Raw genomic sequence first — 17197 nt, 5'->3', positions numbered from 1 at the left:
GGAGGCACTATGAAAATCAATGCATTAGTCGCGCACGACGCGGCTAAACCGCTCTTTTCCAGCCAGATTGCACTGCGCCCGCTGCAGCTGCAGGATGTCAAAATTGAAATTTTGTACTGCGGCGTGTGCCATTCGGATCTGCATATGGCACGTAACGAATGGGCGGTCAGCCGCTATCCGCTGGTGCCAGGACATGAAATCGTCGGACGCGTGGTGGAAACCGGCGCGGACGTAACCAATTTCAAAGCGGGCGATGTGGTGGGCGTGGGCGTGATGGTCGATTCGTGCCGCGAATGCCATTTCTGCCAGCAGAAAGAAGAGCAATATTGTGAATCTGGCTTTGTTGCAACCTACAACGGCATCGATAAATACACTGGCGACAGCACGTGGGGCGGTTACGCACAGAATGTCGTGGTCGATCAGCACTTCGTGGTGTCCGTACCCCAAACCTTGCCATTAGCGGGCGTTGCGCCGCTGTTGTGTGCGGGCGTCACTGTGTGGTCGCCGCTTCGTCACTTTAACGTGAAAGCCGGTGATAAAGTTGGCGTGGTCGGCTTGGGCGGATTAGGTCATATGGCGGTTAAACTGGCGAGTGCAATGGGCGCGGAAGTCACGCTGTTCACCACTTCACCGGCCAAAGGTGAAGATGCGCTGCGTTTAGGCGCTGCGCGCGTAGTGGTTTCACGTGATGCGGAGCAGATGGCGGCGGCACAAACTTCACTCGATTTCATCGTGGATTGCGTCTCAGCGCCGCACGATCTCGATCCTTACCTTGCCACGCTGAAAACCAACGGTCGTTTAGTGCTGGTCGGCATTCCCGAGCAGCCGCACCAGTCTCCAAACGTCACGCCGATGGTGAATCGTCGTTTGAGCATCAGCGGCTCATCGATTGGCAGCATTCAGGAAACTCAGGAGATGTTGGATTTCTGCGGCCAGCACAATATCACTGCCGATATCGAACTGATAGCCGGTGAAGAGATCGAAACCGCTTTTGCACGCATGTTGAAGGGTGATGTGAAGTACCGCTTCGTTATCGATATGCAAGCGACGCGCTGGTAAATGTTATTCGCCTGCACATGGTTGCAGGCAATTTCACCCTGAAATCGCCAAAGCCTGGCGCGATAAGATGCTGATGACGCTGAACTTTACCCGTCATTGTGGATTGAAATTCGCCGCTGCCCCAATGTTACACGATATAGTTACAACATACTTTAATGATTTCCCCCGTAAATTCCGGCCCTGCTGCTGTGGTTTGGTTAATCAGGCAACTAAGTTGGCTATAGCGACCTGTAATCACAGTTAAAATTTTATATATAAACTGGGGCAGATTAGGGGCAAATTCCGTACGGAGAAGCCATAGTGTTAAGCCGGTGGAAACTGACCCAACTGCTGGAACATTGCGAGCCAATCTTCCATATGCCAGGTTGTGGTAACGCGTTCACCATCCAGCAGATGAAACTCATGAAGACGCACGCGAATCCCGCAACCGGTTGGTGCGATACCCATAAACTCGCCGTGATGCGTGCCGGTGATTTCGGCGCGCACCGCGATTTTCCCCGGCTCTTGCACTATATTGTGCACGGTGATGTTGATATCAGGAAACGCTTTAATAAAACCCGCCAGCAACGGTTTAAAGCCTTCGGGTCCCGGACCTTGTCCCGGGCCTAAAGGAATGTCATTCCAATCTTTAGTTACGGCTAAATCCAGTAAATCCGGGTTTTTATCACTAAAGGCGCGGTACAGCATTTCTACCGCTTCACGCTCTACTTTAAGGCGTTGGTTTAATTCGGTTGTGACATTCATAAGGGTTCCTTTGCATCAAGTTTAAGGGTGTGTCTAACCGGCTTGAGCAGTATTCCTGAATCTGTCACTATCAATCCAACAAATGGTTAATATACAGCATTATATAAAATATGAATTTTGATGGATTCGACCTCAACCTGCTGGTGGCGTTTAATGCGTTGATGCTGGAACGTAATGTCACTAAAGCCGCCGCCATTGCGGGCGTAAGCCAACCGGCGATGAGTGCAGCATTATCTCGCTTACGGCGCGTATTTAACGATCCGCTATTTATTCGTAGTTCCGAAGGCTTGCTGCCGACAGCCAAAGCACAAGAGATCGCCGTGCCGGTTGCTGAAGCGTTAGGGCAGGTGAGAAACCTGATGAATCCAACTCACATTTTCGATCCTGCCACAAAAGCGCGCAGCTTCACGTTGGGATTGACGGAATATCCACTCCACGTACTTTTGCCTTCTTTAACGCAGAAACTGGCTTTATTAGCGCCGAATTGCAGTATTCACGTGCGCTATTTTACCGATCGTGATGAAACGGTGCCCTTATTAGATGCCGGGAAAATTGATATAGCGATTGGCGTGCCACCGACTAAGGCTGAAAACCGGATACTTTCTCATCCGTTATTAACCGATGATTTTGTCACTATGATTGGACGCCACCATGACGTCGCAGAAAAAGGAATCGACCTGAAATCTTTTGTTGCGATGCGTCATATTCTGGTGTCGCCGGAAGGCAATCATTATGGATTGGTGGATCAAAAGTTGCGTGAACTCAACCTGGTACGCGATATCGGCCTGACGCTACCCACGATGTTTTCCGTTCCGGCGTTGTTACCTGGCACCGATTTTATCGCCACCGTGCTAAGTCGTGTGGCAACTCACACAGCAAATCAAACGCTTATCAACGTGTTCACGCCACCCATTGAACTGCCAACCATAACTTTTCATTTATTGTGGCATCGTCGCACTCAGGACAATCCGGCTCATCAATGGTTGCGACAAGTGATCAACGATGTTGCTGCTGCCTGCCAAACCTGACAATTTATTGTGCACATCACCACCACATTTCCGGCGACGCGTCACATCCTGCAATCACTTTTTGCACAATCCTGAATAAACATTTCCCGCACTGCTCCGATAACTCCCTTACAAACTTTACAAAAACAACAATCGCAGGAGCAGGGAACATGGGGCTGGTATCCCGATTACGTAATGTGCGCATCACGCGTAAACTGTCGGCAGGATTCGGCATCGTGCTGTTGTTAGTGGCACTGGCAACCGGATTGAGCGTGCAGCGCTTCAACGCTATCCATGACATCTATCAGAAAACTAATCTGATTTATGACATCAACATTGAAGTGTTCCAGGCCAAAATTAATCGCCTTAAATATCTGTATGGCGATGACAAATCCGGCCAGGTGATGGCGAACTACGTTACGCATGCGCAGCAGCTTACCAGCGATGCGAAACAGCTTTCATGGTCGGATGGCGCCAAAGCGCGGGTGGATGAACTGGCTACTCACCTCGCCAGTTTCCAGAACAGCATTGGCGCCATGACGCAAGCCACGCAGCAACTCAATAGCCTGCGCTCGCAGCTTGATGCCTTAAGCCAGCAAGACATGACCTCGCGCTACACCCAACTGATTCGCACTCCGGTTACTAATCCTGAACTCACCAACCAAATCTACGAACAGCTGTTCGCCATTAGCAATGTGCGTGAAGAAGCCTGGGCGCTGCGTTTTAACGTTAGTGATGCGCTGCGTAAAACACTGGAGAACCATTTCCAGCAGGCGGATCAGGGCATGAAAGCGCTGCTGGCGCAGTTGCCGCCGGAACAGCAGGGCGAGTTCACTGCGTTGTGGCAGGATACCGAGAAATTTAAAAGCCTCAGCCTGCAAGCAGCGGATGCCTACGGTCAGCTGCGCTCGGCGGAAGATACCGTCAAAGTGGCTGGCGATAAAAGCAGTGCGGCGATCAAACAGATCATCACCATCGTCAAAGCGCGTAATGATGAACTGGCCAACGGCTCGGCGGCGATCTCACTGCTGATTGGTGGTCTGGCGATTCTGTTCGGCGTGCTGGTGGCGTGGTACATCATTCGTCAAATCACGCGTCCGGTATTCCATAACCTGGAACTGGCGGAGCGCATCGCCAACGGCGATCTCAGCTCGCAATTTGCCACCGATCGCCATGATGAACTCGGCAAGCTGACGTCGGCGATGGGACGCATGAATGAACGGCTGCGCAGCATGATCGGCGATGTGCTGAGCAGCGTTAGCAGTGTGTCACAGGCGGCCAGTGCGATTAATCAGGGCAACCTCGATTTATCTTCGCGCACTGAACAACAAGCGGCGGCGGTGGTGGAAACCGCTGCCAGCATGGAGCAGCTTACTGCCACGGTGAAGAACAATGCCGCCAATGCGCGTCAGGCGAGTCAGATTGCGGCGGAAGCGTCACACAACGCCAACAAAGGCGGCATCGCGGTGCGTGATGTGGTGAACACCATGGGCGAAATTTCTGACAGCTCGAAAAAGATCGCCGATATCACCGCCGTAATTAACAGCATCGCCTTCCAGACTAATATCCTCGCGCTGAACGCGGCGGTGGAAGCGGCGCGTGCCGGTGAGCAGGGACGTGGTTTCGCCGTGGTCGCCAGTGAAGTGCGCAATCTGGCACAGCGCAGTGCCGGTGCGGCGAAAGACATCGAACGGTTGATCAGTGAATCGGTGGGACGCATCAGCAATGGTCACCAGCAGGTGGCGCGCGCCGGTGAAACCATGGATCAAATCCTCGGCAGCATTGCGCGCGTGAATGAAATCATGGAAGAGATTTCAGCAGCATCGGATGAACAGAGCCGCGGCATTGAGCAAATTGCTCGTGCGGTGGGCGAGCTGGATACCACCACGCAGCAGAACGCCACGCTGGTTAGCGCCTCTTCGCACTCAGCGAATTCGCTGGAAGAGCAGGCGCTGATGCTGGAACGATTGGTGGCGCAATTCCGCTTGCAGGGTGCTGTACGCTAAAATTACAGTGGAAGTCGGTCAGATTGACTTCCACTGTTTCTCTTTTGAGCTACACGCGACTTTTTTGTGCGGTTGCAGAAGTGCAAGGTAAATATTCTTAAAATATTCCGCTCCACTGATAACTTTTCCCGTTAAACTGCAATTCTTGTCGTCCTGATACTTCCCGTGCATGAACTACTACTCACCTGACGATAGTCACTTGAAGCGGCGTTCCCAACGCTTCGTCCGTCGCATGTTTATCATGCGTCAGCTCGGCACGATTTTATGTTTTTTCCCGATCCTTTCGGTACTGATGGAGATGGATCGTGGCCTGGCGTTTAGCGCCCTGTTATTTGTGAATGCGTTTCTCTGGCCGTGGCTGGCGTATCGCCGCGCGTTGCGGGCCGAAGATTCCACCACCACCGAGAGGCACAATTTAACTCTCGACGCCGCCTTTGGGGGTATTTGGGTGGCGCTAATGGCGCTGAGTCCGCTGCCTTCATTTGTCATCATGGCGGTGCTGGCCTCAGATCGTTATGCCGCCGGCGGTGCCGCGCAGTTGATCGCAGCGATGCAGGCATTTCTTTGCGGTTTTGTCATGGTATGGCTATTGGATGGCGCTGGCGTAAACCTTACGTTCAGCACACAAACCGTTTGGCTGACCTTGCCGCTCGCGACTTGCTACATGCTGGTGCTCAGCGTCACGTCCTACAATCTTACCTGGCAATTGCGTAAGCGTAACCGCGAGCTGGAGCGCATTGCGCTGATGGATCCCGGCCTGGAAATTCCCAATCGTCGCCTGTTTGAACGCCGTTTGGAGAGCGAATTTCTCAGCACACGCCGTGGAGACAGCGCCGGTTATTTGCTGCTGATGGATCTCGATTATTTTAAAACGGTAAACGATACCTGGGGCCATGAAGCGGGGGATTTCCTGCTGGCCGAAATCTCGGCTTTGCTGCGCAATCATGTGGGATTGCAGGATATTCCGGCGCGTTTTGGCGGCGATGAGCTGGGCGTGATTGTGCATCACGCCAGCGACGAATCGGTGGTGGCGCTGGCCCAACGTTTGCAGGAAAAGATCGCCCAGGTGCGCTTACCGGCGTCGGCAGAGTTTCGTTGTTCGGTGAGTATTGGTATTGCATCGGCAGCACATGCGGAGTCGATTCGTCACTGGCTGCGGCATGCCGATGAAGCGCTGTATGAGGTGAAACGCGCCGGACGCAACGGCGTGCGCTTGTGGCAACCGTCGCTGGCAGGCGCGGCCTAAGTCACACGAATTCGGGTTCGCAGTTCACCGGGAAGTTAAGCGAGTTAGCAATGAAACAGGCTTCATGAGCCTGATGATGTAATTCACGTGCGCGGTCCGCATCAGCCGGATCGCGTAGCGCAATACGCGGTTTCAACGTGATATTGGTAAACCGGCCGCGCGTGCCCTCAATCATTGTTCCTTCCGCTGCATCTTCGTAGGCTTCCACCACAATTCCGGCGTCAGAACAGAGGTGCAAATACCACAATTTGTGGCAAGCCGAGGCTGAAGCCAGCAGTAACTCTTCTGGATTCCAGCGCGCCGCATCACCGCGAAACGCCGGATCGGCGCTCAGCGCTACCGTCTCTTTGCCAGCGGCAATCAGCTCCGCGTTGCGGTCATAAGCGGTATAAGATGCGGTGCCTTTGCCACGGTTGCCGGTCCAGCGTACCGTGACCTGATAATGGTGTTCCTTTGCTGCCATGTTTAAGCTCCTTTTTAAATCGTAGGGCCGCCATTTATGGCGACCCTCTCAATGTACGCTCGAAACTGGAAAACGCCAGTCACGGTGATTTTTGGTCACCATAAATGGCGACCCTACGAAAATCCCGCCAAACCATTGTAGGGTCGCCATTCATGGCGACCAATTTAAGCATTAGATACAAGCATTACTCACTAATTGGCATCGTTGAAGTGTATGTGCTCCGAGTCATCAATTTCCATCAATGGATAGGATCTTTTCGAGACGCTATTAGGTAAACTAAGGGAATCGTTAGCGTTTGTCAGGGTGAGTTTTAAATGTTAGAGACAGACCGCCTGATCCTCAGACAATGGCAGGAAAAGGACTTACAACCCTTTGCCGAACTCAACGCCGATCCTGAGATAATGAACTACTTCCCGAAAGCGTTGAGTCGCCAGGAAAGCGACAACGTCGTTTCAAGATTCATAGAAATGATTGTTTCAAACCAAGGTTGGGGTTTCTGGGCCGTTGAGATGAAAGCCACCGGCGAATTTGTCGGTAGCGTGGGTTTAGCACATCAGCCAGAGCGCTTTGACTTTTCTCCCTGCACGGAAATTGGCTGGCGTATCAATAAAAAATTCTGGGGACAAGGGATTGCCAAAGAAGCAGCCGAAGCATCGCTGGTTTATGCCTTTGATGTTTTGCATCTTTGTGAGGTCGTTTCCTTTACCAGCATTCATAACACGCCATCTGAGAATTTAATGACGCGATTGGGGATGCAGAGACAAACAACATTTCTCCATCCCGCGTTACCTGCCGACCACCATCTTGCTGAGCACGTGCTGTACAAGATTTTCAACCAACAGCTAAGTTAAGAACCTTGTTTCACTTAATGCCGGGCAATAATGCCCGGCATGTGACGTTGCAATTACCGGAACGACACGCCCAGTCTGACCATACCGTAGTAACCCTCAGATTCTCCGCCATGCAGAGATTCAGACCAGCCGCCCTGTACGCCTAACGTGACGTTTTCACGGATGTTCGCATCCACGCCGCCGTTTAATCCTACGCCAGTACCCGACAGCTTGCTCCGGAACGACGCATCCGAGCCTGATACGCCTTCGACTGACGCTTTGACCTCACTGTGGCCGCCATATGTCTGTGTCACGGACGGCGTCACCCACCAGGAAAGTCTGGTTTTAGCGTCCTGGAACGCGCTCAGTTTTAAACCTGCGCGAACCGACTGGCGGTGGCTGTCAGACCAGTTGATCGAGGCTGCTTCATCCTGTCCATCATCCAGACTTAAGCCCTGCACTGTGTACTGCAACTGCGGTTCCAGAGCCAGGGTTGAATTTATACTGAAAGCCTGTCCGACTTCTGCAGAAGCCAACCAGCCGGTGCCGCTGGTCTTCAGCCGCGTACTATCATTAGACGCAACAGAGAGGCTGTGATGGCTCGCCTGCAGCAGGCCGTCAATGTGCAGACCTGCATTGCTGCGGCCCGACAGGTAAGCGCCGCCAGTGTAAACCGTGTCGCGATCGGTACCCGCCGCGCCGGTGCCGCCGTCACGCCAGACGTCACTGCGCACCAGGCCGATGCCGCCGTAGAGGCCCGCGCGCCAGTTGGCATTCACGCCATCCAGCTGCCAAAGATCGCCACCCAGCTGCAGGAAACTGTACTCGCCGCTGCTTTCCGGCACGCTGCCTGAGGTTAGGCTGCCGCGATCAGGATGACCGAGCTGTCCCGCTGCGAGGCGGCCCCAGACCCGGCTGTCAGGCGCATACTGGAATCGTGTGTCTGCCGTTCCTGCCATCAGGCGGTCATAGTCGAGTGACTGTGACGGAAGGGCCGCATAACTCCACATTCCATCGCGGTAGTTTACTGGACCGGTTGCCACTACGTCAGGCGTGCTGCTGTTATCCGTACTCGGTTGTTGCGTCTGCTGCGAAGTCAGATACCAGCTTTGATCCGCGTTACGGTAGAGGCTATAGGCGTAAGCACCCGCGACCAGTGGCTGATTCATGCTGAACGCGCCAGCTTCGGTCGTGGCACCGTTGATGGCCTGAATCACCGCAATGCCACTGCCGGTAGTCTGTGCGCCGAGTCCGCTGCGGTTTAGGATCCGTAGCCCAGTGCTGCCCGTGGCCTGTCCACCATCAACGATCACTTTATCAATCGGTGAACTGCTGTCGCCAGCCACGGTATTGAGTGTGATGGTGCCGCCGTTGCCTGCAAGGTTTGTCACGGTCAGCGTATGCGGCGTAAATGCCCCCTGCGACGGCACAAAAACAATGCTGCCTGCATTGGTCAGCGTATCAACCAGCGAATCGCCGGTGATATTCCAGCTACTGCTTTGGTCGATGTTGACGTCTGTCGGGTCAATGATACCCGTCAGGATTGTGCTGTTAGTCAGTGACAGGGACGTACCGGACAGCGCCACGATATTAGTGGTTGCCTGCAGGCCGTCCATAATCAGCGCACCAGCGTTAAGATTGACCTGCGACTGGCTGAAGGTGCCTCCCAACGTTAGCGTACCAGCACCGCTCTTGGTGAGTTGTCCGCTGCCGGATACGCTGGAGTATAAGGATGCATTAGTGCTGGTGTCATAAGTGGTGACACCATCGTTGATAAAGTTGCTGTTTGCCAGCGTTAAAACGCCGCCATCGGCAATGTTCAGCAAGCCGCCGGTTGCAACGGTGGTGTCAGTGGCAACGCCTCCGCTGGCGACTGACAAGAGGCCACCCTGATTGATGATCGATCTTGAGGCAATGCCGCCGTTGAAGACAGTCAGCATACCGCCGTCGTTGACGGTGGTGGCAATAGCGCTGCCCTCAACGTACTCCCGACCACCGGAGTTTACGAGAGTGCCTGTGGCGGTTCCGCCCGCTTTTACGGACTGCAGACCGCCAGCGTTAACCGTGGTGCCGCTGGCGCTGCCGCTAACGGATTCCCGTCCAGCTGAGTTTAGGATCGTGCCGCTTGAAGCGTCACCGGCTTCGACATCCAGAAAACCGTTATTTTCCAGCAATACATTTTTCGCCTGGCCACCGCTGATGGAAAAGGCCCCCAGCGCGTTGTTACCGTTCAGAGTGGCACCCGTTCGGGTGTTGAGCACCGCGCCGGATGCCAACGTCAGGCCGGTGGCGGTGGCACCATCATTGGTATAAAGCGTCCCGCCACTTTTGACTACAGCACCCGATGCCGAACCACCGCTTTGAACATTCATGTAGCCGTTATTAGTGACAGTGGTCCAGTTTGCGCTGCCTCCGTCATACACGTATTGTGCGCCGCCTGCGGCCACCGTGGCTGAGTTTGCCGTACCGCCGACACCTTGCGCCGCGTTATTGCCGATCAACGTACCGTTCGCGATACCATCCGCATAGACGTACTGGGCGCCGCCTGAGTTCAGCATCGTTGAGGTTGCCATGCCCAGAACCTGTTGCGTGCCACCCGTTACCGATGCCGAGATGGCTTCACCGCCCGCATAAACCGTCTGGTAACTGCCTGAATTGAGCTGAGCGGCGGTGCTTAATCCGCCTGAGTTAAGGTATTCGATACCACCAGAATTAATGGTGGTAGACACCGTTGAGGCACCACTGTTAACGAAGACTTTACCGTTATCATTGATCGTGGCTGAGGTAACCGTTCCAAAGTTGTTTATCTGGCCGCCAGAGTTAACCACAGTGCCTGCGGCTACGCCGCCTGCGCTCACATTCTGTTGCCCATTGTTGTTCACTGTGGTGTCCGTGGCTGTCCCGGAGACCACTTCCTGGCCACCATTAATCACAGAAAAGAGGGCAGAGCCGCCGCTATAAATTGTCTGATTGCCGCCGTCTAACACGGTGGTAGCGATAGCCGTTCCGCCACTCTCTACCACAGCCAGGCCCGCTGATGCGACAGTGGTATTGGTCGCGCTGGTTGCAGACAAGACGCTGAGTATGCCGTTATTCTCCATCAGCAGACTTTGTGCCTGCCCGCCGCTAATGGAGAACGCACCCAATCTATTGATACCCATCAGCGTGGTGCTGGTGTCGGCGTTCAGCGTGCCACCTGCCTGCTGGTTAATATTCATCCCCACTGCGCCATTCAGGATGCTCAGGGTCCCGCCTGAATTGATGAGTATTGTATTGGCAGAACCGCCAGCAATATTCGCGCGTCCACCAGAATTAATCGTGATACCGGACGCATTGGCATTCGGATTCAGCCCAATACTGCCGCCGTTACTCAATGTGGTTAAGGTAACGGAACCGCCAGCATAGACATACTGTGTTGCTTTATTGTCGACCAGAGTGCCTGTTGCCACGCCACCACTCTGAACATACTGGTATGATCCTTTGTCACTCAACACGCTGGATGTTGCCAGGCCGCCGGCATAAATCGTTTGGTCGGCACTGCTGGTGACTTGGGTGCCCGTAGCTGTTGCGCCGCTGTTTACATACTGTTTTGCATGATTCGAAACGGTTACAGCAGATGAGGTATCACCACTATTCAGTGTTTGTGTGTTCCCGGCACCCGTCACAACCGTTCCATTGTAATTCTGTGCCGAGGCTGGCAAAGAAGTCATGCCACCCAGCAGCAGAAGGGCAACTGCTGCTTTCTTCACCGCCATTGGTGGGCGACCACCGTTTCCGGCACGCTCAGAAGCCACTACCCATGCCTGACGCGCCGCGCTCCAGACGATTCTGTACGCTCTATTCATTTCCCTATCTCTCTTTTTTTATTGTATTCAGGTGAATAATTCACCTTGCTGTATGTCATTACGTAGTTGGGGTGTTACTTGTCCTGAAGCTGTGCATGGAGACGATCCATTACGCCGCATACCTGCTTGCCGGTGATAAGGCGGGTGCACTCGTACTGCCGGTCGGTTCCTTTGTGACGGGGACACCAGAAATAGTCCCGGTGATCGAAAGTCTCTTGCAGGCTATCCCAGCAGCCACTGCATCCATGGCTGCTGAATACCCGCCATGGCGTGTAAAACTCCGCGCCGGGCAGACTGAAACCACTAATGAGGACGACCGGTATCTGCGCTGCCCACGCAAGCCATGACAAGCCACTGGCAAGACCGATGAAAAAGCTGGCATGCCGAAGCAGATCTACACGCTCTTGCAGCGGCAGATTGCCAGTGAAGTCTTCGGCTCCGTATGGGATGTGGTTCCAGACAAAGCCCTGGCCGGTGCGGGGATCACGGTCAATGCACAGCACTCGGTAACCGAGTTTTTTCAGATGCATGACGACTTCAGCCCAACCATGGCCGTTGTTCCAGAACTTGGCCTGACAGGTTGACTGGACGCCGATGCAGACGTATGGCTCGGTTATGGTGCGCGATGCATTGAGATTCAGACGCGGCGCTTCCTCCCTGACGTCAACGCCAAGGATGTGCCCAGCAATGCGGTGAAACCCAGCCTGGCGAAAATCAATCGGCTGGTGCGTAGTGTTGCCGCCAAAAAACAGACCGACCCGATAAGTTGCGTAGGGAGTACGATGCTGGATTGCATCCGGTATCGAGAACCGTATCTCGGGATACTGCCCTTCAAGCAAAGTGATGATGTTTTGCGCCATAGCACATTCAAGGCGGCACTCGTGGAGCAGGCGAAAACGCTCCGCATACTGGAACCAGCCCAGCAAGTCACCCAGCGTGCCGGTAGGAAAGGAGATCAGTACATCTCGATCTTTAAGGGATAGGGTTTCATCCAATAAGGGGATCGCTTCGTCGCCACGCCAGACTTGAATGCGAAAACGGACAAAATATTTTTTAGCCGACGTGACCCAGCCCGCGCCAGATTCACAATGGAACAGGATGTTGCCTGAATCGTCGTCCAGCAGCGCCACGCGCCAGCGTCCTTGCGGAAGCAACACCCTGGCACCGTCATTAAAGTCGTACAGAATCCCTTCAGGCCCCTGAATCGTAGGTTGCGCCGGCGCACAAACAAATGGATAAGGATGAGATTCTTCCGCGATAACCGACGCTACGGCGATGTTGTCGGCGATGGGGATTATTCCCGTCATGGCCGGCCTCTACGACGTGTTGCCAGCAACGAACGCGCATGCCAAATCTGCTGGCTAATGATGATCATCACAGCGACTCCCTGATGCTTAAAAGATAAGCACGGCTTACATTGAAAAAGCGATATCAGGGGTTATCGGAGGAGAGAGAAGTTTCAATAGAGGGCGATATGAAAAAAATTGTAGTGGGTTTCATTCATAACGAGGATGTTAAGACGCCATTATAATCGTAGGGTCGCCATTCATGGCGACCGATTTACACTTAACTATTCGTCTCTCGAATCCCGGCATCTGTTAATGTCGCGCGCACCTGAGGAAGACTCTGTGGATAATTTTGCTGAATAAACTCAATCATCTTTTCCCGCACGTAACAGCGTAAATCCCAGGCGGTGGGGGAGTTTTGTGCCGTCATCAACATACGGATCGTCATGGTTTTGTCCGTCGTATCCGTAACCTGAAGCACCTGAGTTTGCTGATCCCAAAGTTTAGTTTCGCTGAGCACTTTTTCAAAATGCCTGCGCAGCGGTTCTAACGGCATGGAGTAATCGAGGTAAAGAAACACCGAGCCTAATATTTGGGCGTTATTGCGCGTCCAGTTCTGGAAGGCATTTTCAGTAAAGTAGGTAATGGGCAGAACCAAACGGCGCAGATCCCAGATACGCACAACAACATAAGTCAGGTTGATCTCTTCAATCCAGCCCCATTCATTTTCCACCACCACGGCATCATCTATTTTTATTGGTTGCGTAAAGGCAATCTGAATGCCGGCAAACAAGTTGACCAGCGACTTCTGCAGCGCAAAGCCAATGATGATACCGGCAACGCCAGCACCGGCGAGGATGGTGGTACCGAATTTTCGCACGCCAGGAAAACTGAGCAGAATCAGTGATAGGCACAACGTCACCAATATGACGATCGCGACTTTTTTCACATACATTATCTGCGTGCGAATTTTTCGCGCGCGAAGGTTATTCGAGAGATTGATATCATAGCGAATGAACAGCATATCCTGCGCCACATTAATCAATCGAATTAGTACAGAGCAGAAGGATAGAATAATAAATATATTAACAGTGGTGGTAATAAAACTCAGAGATCCCGGTTGGATGTTAACATAATTAAGCCCTACACTGATTAACAGTAAAGGAATAAACAGAAACATCGATCCACGCAGGTGCTTTTCCAGTGATTTGAACAGTTTTCTGTCACGATTCTGCCAGTAGCGGATGAACCTGAGCAGGATAAATCGCGCCAGAAAACCCACTGCGAGTGAGAGCGTGACAAGTAACACAGCAGGCACCCAAGTTGGCGCACCCGATAACTCATCAAATAATAATGGCATTACTTTCCCTTTTATTAAGCCAACAACCTGGGTTGTCAGATAAGTTAAAAAATCAGTAACCATTCTTTTATCGGTTATCTGCAGATTAGTTCTTTACGTATATCAGTATAGACGCTGTGGCTGGCTTGATCGTTAGGGGGAAAGATGGTGGGTGCATCGGTCGCCATTAATGGCGACCCTACGATGGATTGGCGCGTTTTTCGTAGGGTGCGCATTCATGCGCACCTATTGTGGAAACTGGCAAATCAGTCACTTTCGACGCTATAACTTTAGCTGACTGCCTAAAATTGCATCGGCTTCCTGCAATGTAACATCGAGCCCAGCAGAAGGCGTGAAGGTTAATTCGCCAAAAATAACGTTACCATTGAGAAGATAAAAATCAGCACGGACAAATTTAAAATCCGAAGCCAGTTTAACCGCATACTCCTTCATTTTATGAAAACCTTCGGGCATTTTCGGATAGCTGTTGGCATTGATTAATTCAACAGTATCTTCAAAGGGAAGCGGGTTCCAGCTCATATCAAAATAATAGAACTTAGGTTTGCCTTTTTCTCGCTCCATGCAAACCATCACCGCATAAGGTTTTCCATTGAAACAGTAGAATTTGTAATCTTCTGGAAAACCACCGCGCTCATTTTCAATGTATTTTTCGCATAAGATTTTGCGGTCTATTCTCTTATACTGGGGTTCAATAAAATGGCTTGAGAAATCCTGTTTTAACCATTTATTGAGTTGCTTATTGGTTTGTTCAATGTCCAGTGAAGCTTTGTTGTCGCAGATGATGTTATAGCCTGCGCCATGGTTACACTTGAGGGCAAACTTATTGGGTAATGCGCGGTAGTCTATTTCCTGCGGATCATCATACACGCCGTAGAGTTGGTTAAGTATTTCACCACATCCTTTCGATTTAACATACTCCCGCACCTTATACTTATCTGCGCACAATGTATAAATGTCACCATTTAGCTCATTGAATTTAAGCCACTGAATTTTTTCATTGAAATTGATCGGGTTGGTTAAGTTAAGCTTTTTCTTGAACTTAATGTAGTAGTGAGTTTTTGCGCAAAATTCCGGGTACATGTGAGCGCTGATTTTTAATGCGGATTTGACTGTGTGTTTTATCATTTTCATTAAAATTATCTCAGTTTGAAAATGTTAAGATGCATTTTGATGATTGTTTTGTTTCTGAAAAAGTAATTGAGTAAAGTGCAAGACAAAATCTCAACGATCAAAAAACAGTATGCAGCCCCATTAATCCCGTAAGAATTAATCATTAGCCAGGATAGCGGTATGGTTAAGACACAACATAAAAACATCTTTTTAGCCAGGTAACTGTATCCGGACTCTTTTATCATATAGCGATAGCAAATTGTGCCTAATGCAGAGAACATCGTACCAATGATAATAATGGGAATGATATTTACCGAATCCATATACTTATCGCCATACAGTAAATGGATAAAGTAATCACCAAAAATATAGAATCCACCTAATGCAATAAGCGAAAACAAGATGACAATGCGATTGATTTTAATCAGCAGCATTTCAACGGTGATTTGATCTTTTTCGCTGTAGATCTTTGAGAAGAAGCTTGTTATTAATGCCAGCACGATAAATGACCAGGCACCTCCTATGGTCAACGCGACGCTATAAACGCCCAGGTTTGAGTAAGAAATAATTTTTGCCAGAAAAATACTCGATATCTGTGTGTAGATGTCCGCAGATAAACTCGATAAAATCAGCGCTCCTCCGGTAAACAGCATATGCCGGTTATACATACCGGCGCCCTTACGATTCTCATTTATTTTTGTCGTATATTTAAAATAGATGAAACGCAGGATGTAAGGTATCAGCGGAATGAGAATAATCGGAATGGTGAAGTAGTAGACCGGCAGTTTAAAGTGTGAGATATAGAACCGAATTACCAGAGCAACAGATAAACCAATCACATTAGTGATGGTGTTGATTTTTGATTTTAATTGGGTGTTGTTGTAGATGGAAAAGAAGTCCATCACGATATAGTAGGTGGCAATACCGTTGGCCACACCAAATAAAAAAACAATGATGTCTGTAAAAAAATAGAGATAGATCAACACTGAGCTTGATGACAGCAGGAAGAAAATACGCCGTTGATTTTGCGTGTGCATCGCTAACGCAATTCCTGACTTAGTATTTTCACTCATGCGCTTAAACAGGATGTTCTGACCACCAAACCACGACAGCGTTTGCACAAATATAAATAGAGAAGTTGAAATGTTGATCTTACCAAAGTCTTCAGGGCCAATGTATTTTGCCATCAGTGCATTAATATAGATGAGCCCGATGATATTGACCGACTTTTCTAACATGATCCATATTGAGTTAGAGTACATTGCTCGTTTCTCATATCCATAGCAGTATTGATGATGTTCAGCGCGTGTAATGAATCATCAGCAATATGAAACTTTTTTGCTATATGCGTTAATGTTATGTTTTATTGCAGCATGCTCATATATGAGCAGCGATCAATGTCATACTATTTATTTATACTTGATTAATTTGGTTGACAGTGTGGCTGCTGAAATAGAATTAGTGAAGGGTTTTTTGATTAATCAGAATAGTGACAGGGTTTTATAAATATTGAGTCCATTATTTAGTGTTGTTTGTAGTAAATAATATGATGAGAAATGAGCTGATAAGTCAGAGCGGCAGGTACCAGACATATAGCTAACCTGCCAATCCACTCACCTAAAAACACCTCAAAGCGTAAGCCGAATAAACGCCTGAATATCCTCAACAGCTTCACGATGTTTTGCCGGAGTAGGGCTGATCATCAGGCTGTCGGCATAGCCGTTAAGCAGGGCGCCGAGCTGGCGTGTAAAACGCGCGCTTTCAACAGGACGGTAAAACCCTTGAGCAATCCCTTCATCAACGATGGCGGTGATGAATTGGGTCCACTTGTTAATAAACAATTCTGCCAGCTCAGCAAAGGCTTTGTCGCGGCCCGCCATCTGCCAGAGTGAACCATAAAGCTGCCAGACGGCGTCCGGTGCATCCGGCAAATAGTTTTCAATGGCAGTATTCAGTTTGTCAGCAGGTAACGTTGATTCAATGGATCGTGAAAAATCATCCAGTTCGTTCTGCAAATACCTTGTCAGTGCTTCGATGCATAGCGTCTGCCAGTCGCTGAAATAATAGTAAATATGGCTACGGGAGATTGAGAGCCTTTCAGTGAGTTCGCGCGTTGCAACGTTCTCGATACCTTTCTCTATGAATAGCGCGGCAGCGCCATCCAATATGCGTGCTTTCAGCGCTTCCCTGGTTTCTTTCATGTTGCGGCTCCGTTGACTTTGAGCAGTTGCTCAAATAGAC

At 50.7% G+C, this 17197-nt stretch carries 13 protein-coding genes; 5 read left to right on the top strand and 8 right to left on the bottom strand.

Annotation, left to right across the window (positions count from 1 at the left end; translation table 11 throughout):
- Positions 1 to 9 precede the first annotated feature (9 nt).
- Positions 10 to 1059: an NAD(P)-dependent alcohol dehydrogenase gene (locus FHW71_RS16885; RefSeq protein ID WP_179452473.1), complete on the top strand. Its 1050-nt coding sequence runs from the start codon at positions 10 to 12 to the stop codon at positions 1057 to 1059.
- 303 nt (positions 1060 to 1362) lie between these two features.
- Here the strand turns inward: FHW71_RS16885 and FHW71_RS16880 are convergent, their stop codons facing one another.
- Positions 1363 to 1803 carry an ester cyclase gene (locus FHW71_RS16880; RefSeq protein WP_179452474.1) on the bottom strand — a complete coding sequence of 147 codons (441 nt, stop codon included), beginning with the start codon at positions 1801 to 1803 and terminating at the stop codon, positions 1363 to 1365.
- Positions 1804 to 1913: 110 nt separating this feature from the next.
- Here FHW71_RS16880 and FHW71_RS16875 point away from each other — a divergent pair, with 110 nt between their 5' ends.
- The 3 genes from FHW71_RS16875 (at position 1914) to FHW71_RS16865 (ending at position 6062) form a co-directional block, all read left to right on the top strand.
- A complete protein-coding gene (locus tag FHW71_RS16875; RefSeq protein ID WP_179452475.1) occupies positions 1914 to 2831 on the top strand; it encodes a LysR family transcriptional regulator in 918 nt (305 codons plus the stop codon).
- A 149-nt stretch (positions 2832 to 2980) separates the two neighbouring features.
- The gene (locus FHW71_RS16870) at positions 2981 to 4816 is read left to right on the top strand and encodes a methyl-accepting chemotaxis protein (RefSeq protein ID WP_179452476.1); all 1836 of its coding nucleotides are present in this window, start codon (positions 2981 to 2983) and stop codon (positions 4814 to 4816) included.
- A gap of 169 nt (positions 4817 to 4985) precedes the next feature.
- A complete protein-coding gene (locus tag FHW71_RS16865; protein WP_061718971.1) occupies positions 4986 to 6062 on the top strand; it encodes a diguanylate cyclase in 1077 nt (358 codons plus the stop codon).
- A gap of 1 nt (position 6063) precedes the next feature.
- Here FHW71_RS16865 and FHW71_RS16860 read toward each other — a convergent pair whose 3' ends face one another.
- The gene (locus tag FHW71_RS16860) at positions 6064 to 6525 is read right to left on the bottom strand and encodes an OsmC family protein (protein ID WP_154156670.1); all 462 of its coding nucleotides are present in this window, start codon (positions 6523 to 6525) and stop codon (positions 6064 to 6066) included.
- A gap of 314 nt (positions 6526 to 6839) precedes the next feature.
- Here FHW71_RS16860 and FHW71_RS16855 point away from each other — a divergent pair, with 314 nt between their 5' ends.
- On the top strand, positions 6840 to 7376 hold the full coding sequence (locus FHW71_RS16855; protein ID WP_179452477.1) for a GNAT family N-acetyltransferase: 537 nt from the start codon (positions 6840 to 6842) through the stop codon (positions 7374 to 7376).
- A 53-nt stretch (positions 7377 to 7429) separates the two neighbouring features.
- Here FHW71_RS16855 and FHW71_RS16850 read toward each other — a convergent pair whose 3' ends face one another.
- The 6 genes from FHW71_RS16850 to FHW71_RS16825 form a co-directional block, all read right to left on the bottom strand.
- Positions 7430 to 11200: an AIDA repeat-containing protein gene (locus tag FHW71_RS16850; RefSeq protein ID WP_179452478.1), complete on the bottom strand. Its 3771-nt coding sequence runs from the start codon at positions 11198 to 11200 to the stop codon at positions 7430 to 7432.
- A gap of 74 nt (positions 11201 to 11274) precedes the next feature.
- On the bottom strand, positions 11275 to 12507 hold the full coding sequence (locus tag FHW71_RS16845; RefSeq protein WP_179452479.1) for an autotransporter strand-loop-strand O-heptosyltransferase: 1233 nt from the start codon (positions 12505 to 12507) through the stop codon (positions 11275 to 11277).
- A gap of 259 nt (positions 12508 to 12766) precedes the next feature.
- Complete coding sequence (locus tag FHW71_RS16840; RefSeq protein ID WP_179452480.1) at positions 12767 to 13846, bottom strand: mechanosensitive ion channel family protein; 1080 nt, start codon at positions 13844 to 13846, stop codon at positions 12767 to 12769.
- Positions 13847 to 14107: 261 nt separating this feature from the next.
- The gene (locus FHW71_RS16835) at positions 14108 to 14977 is read right to left on the bottom strand and encodes an ATP-grasp fold amidoligase family protein (protein WP_081113248.1); all 870 of its coding nucleotides are present in this window, start codon (positions 14975 to 14977) and stop codon (positions 14108 to 14110) included.
- A 5-nt stretch (positions 14978 to 14982) separates the two neighbouring features.
- Complete coding sequence (locus FHW71_RS16830) at positions 14983 to 16218, bottom strand: oligosaccharide flippase family protein (protein WP_179452481.1); 1236 nt, start codon at positions 16216 to 16218, stop codon at positions 14983 to 14985.
- A 366-nt stretch (positions 16219 to 16584) separates the two neighbouring features.
- Positions 16585 to 17157: a TetR/AcrR family transcriptional regulator gene (locus FHW71_RS16825; RefSeq protein ID WP_179452482.1), complete on the bottom strand. Its 573-nt coding sequence runs from the start codon at positions 17155 to 17157 to the stop codon at positions 16585 to 16587.
- Positions 17158 to 17197: the final 40 nt, after the last annotated feature.

It is taken from the genome of Enterobacter sp. Sphag1F, from assembly GCF_014193275.1.
Taxonomy (GTDB): Bacteria; Pseudomonadota; Gammaproteobacteria; order Enterobacterales; family Enterobacteriaceae; genus Pantoea; species Pantoea symbiotica.
The sequence above is the reverse complement of the archived record's forward strand: the minus strand, read 5'-3'. Positions and strand labels throughout refer to the sequence as shown.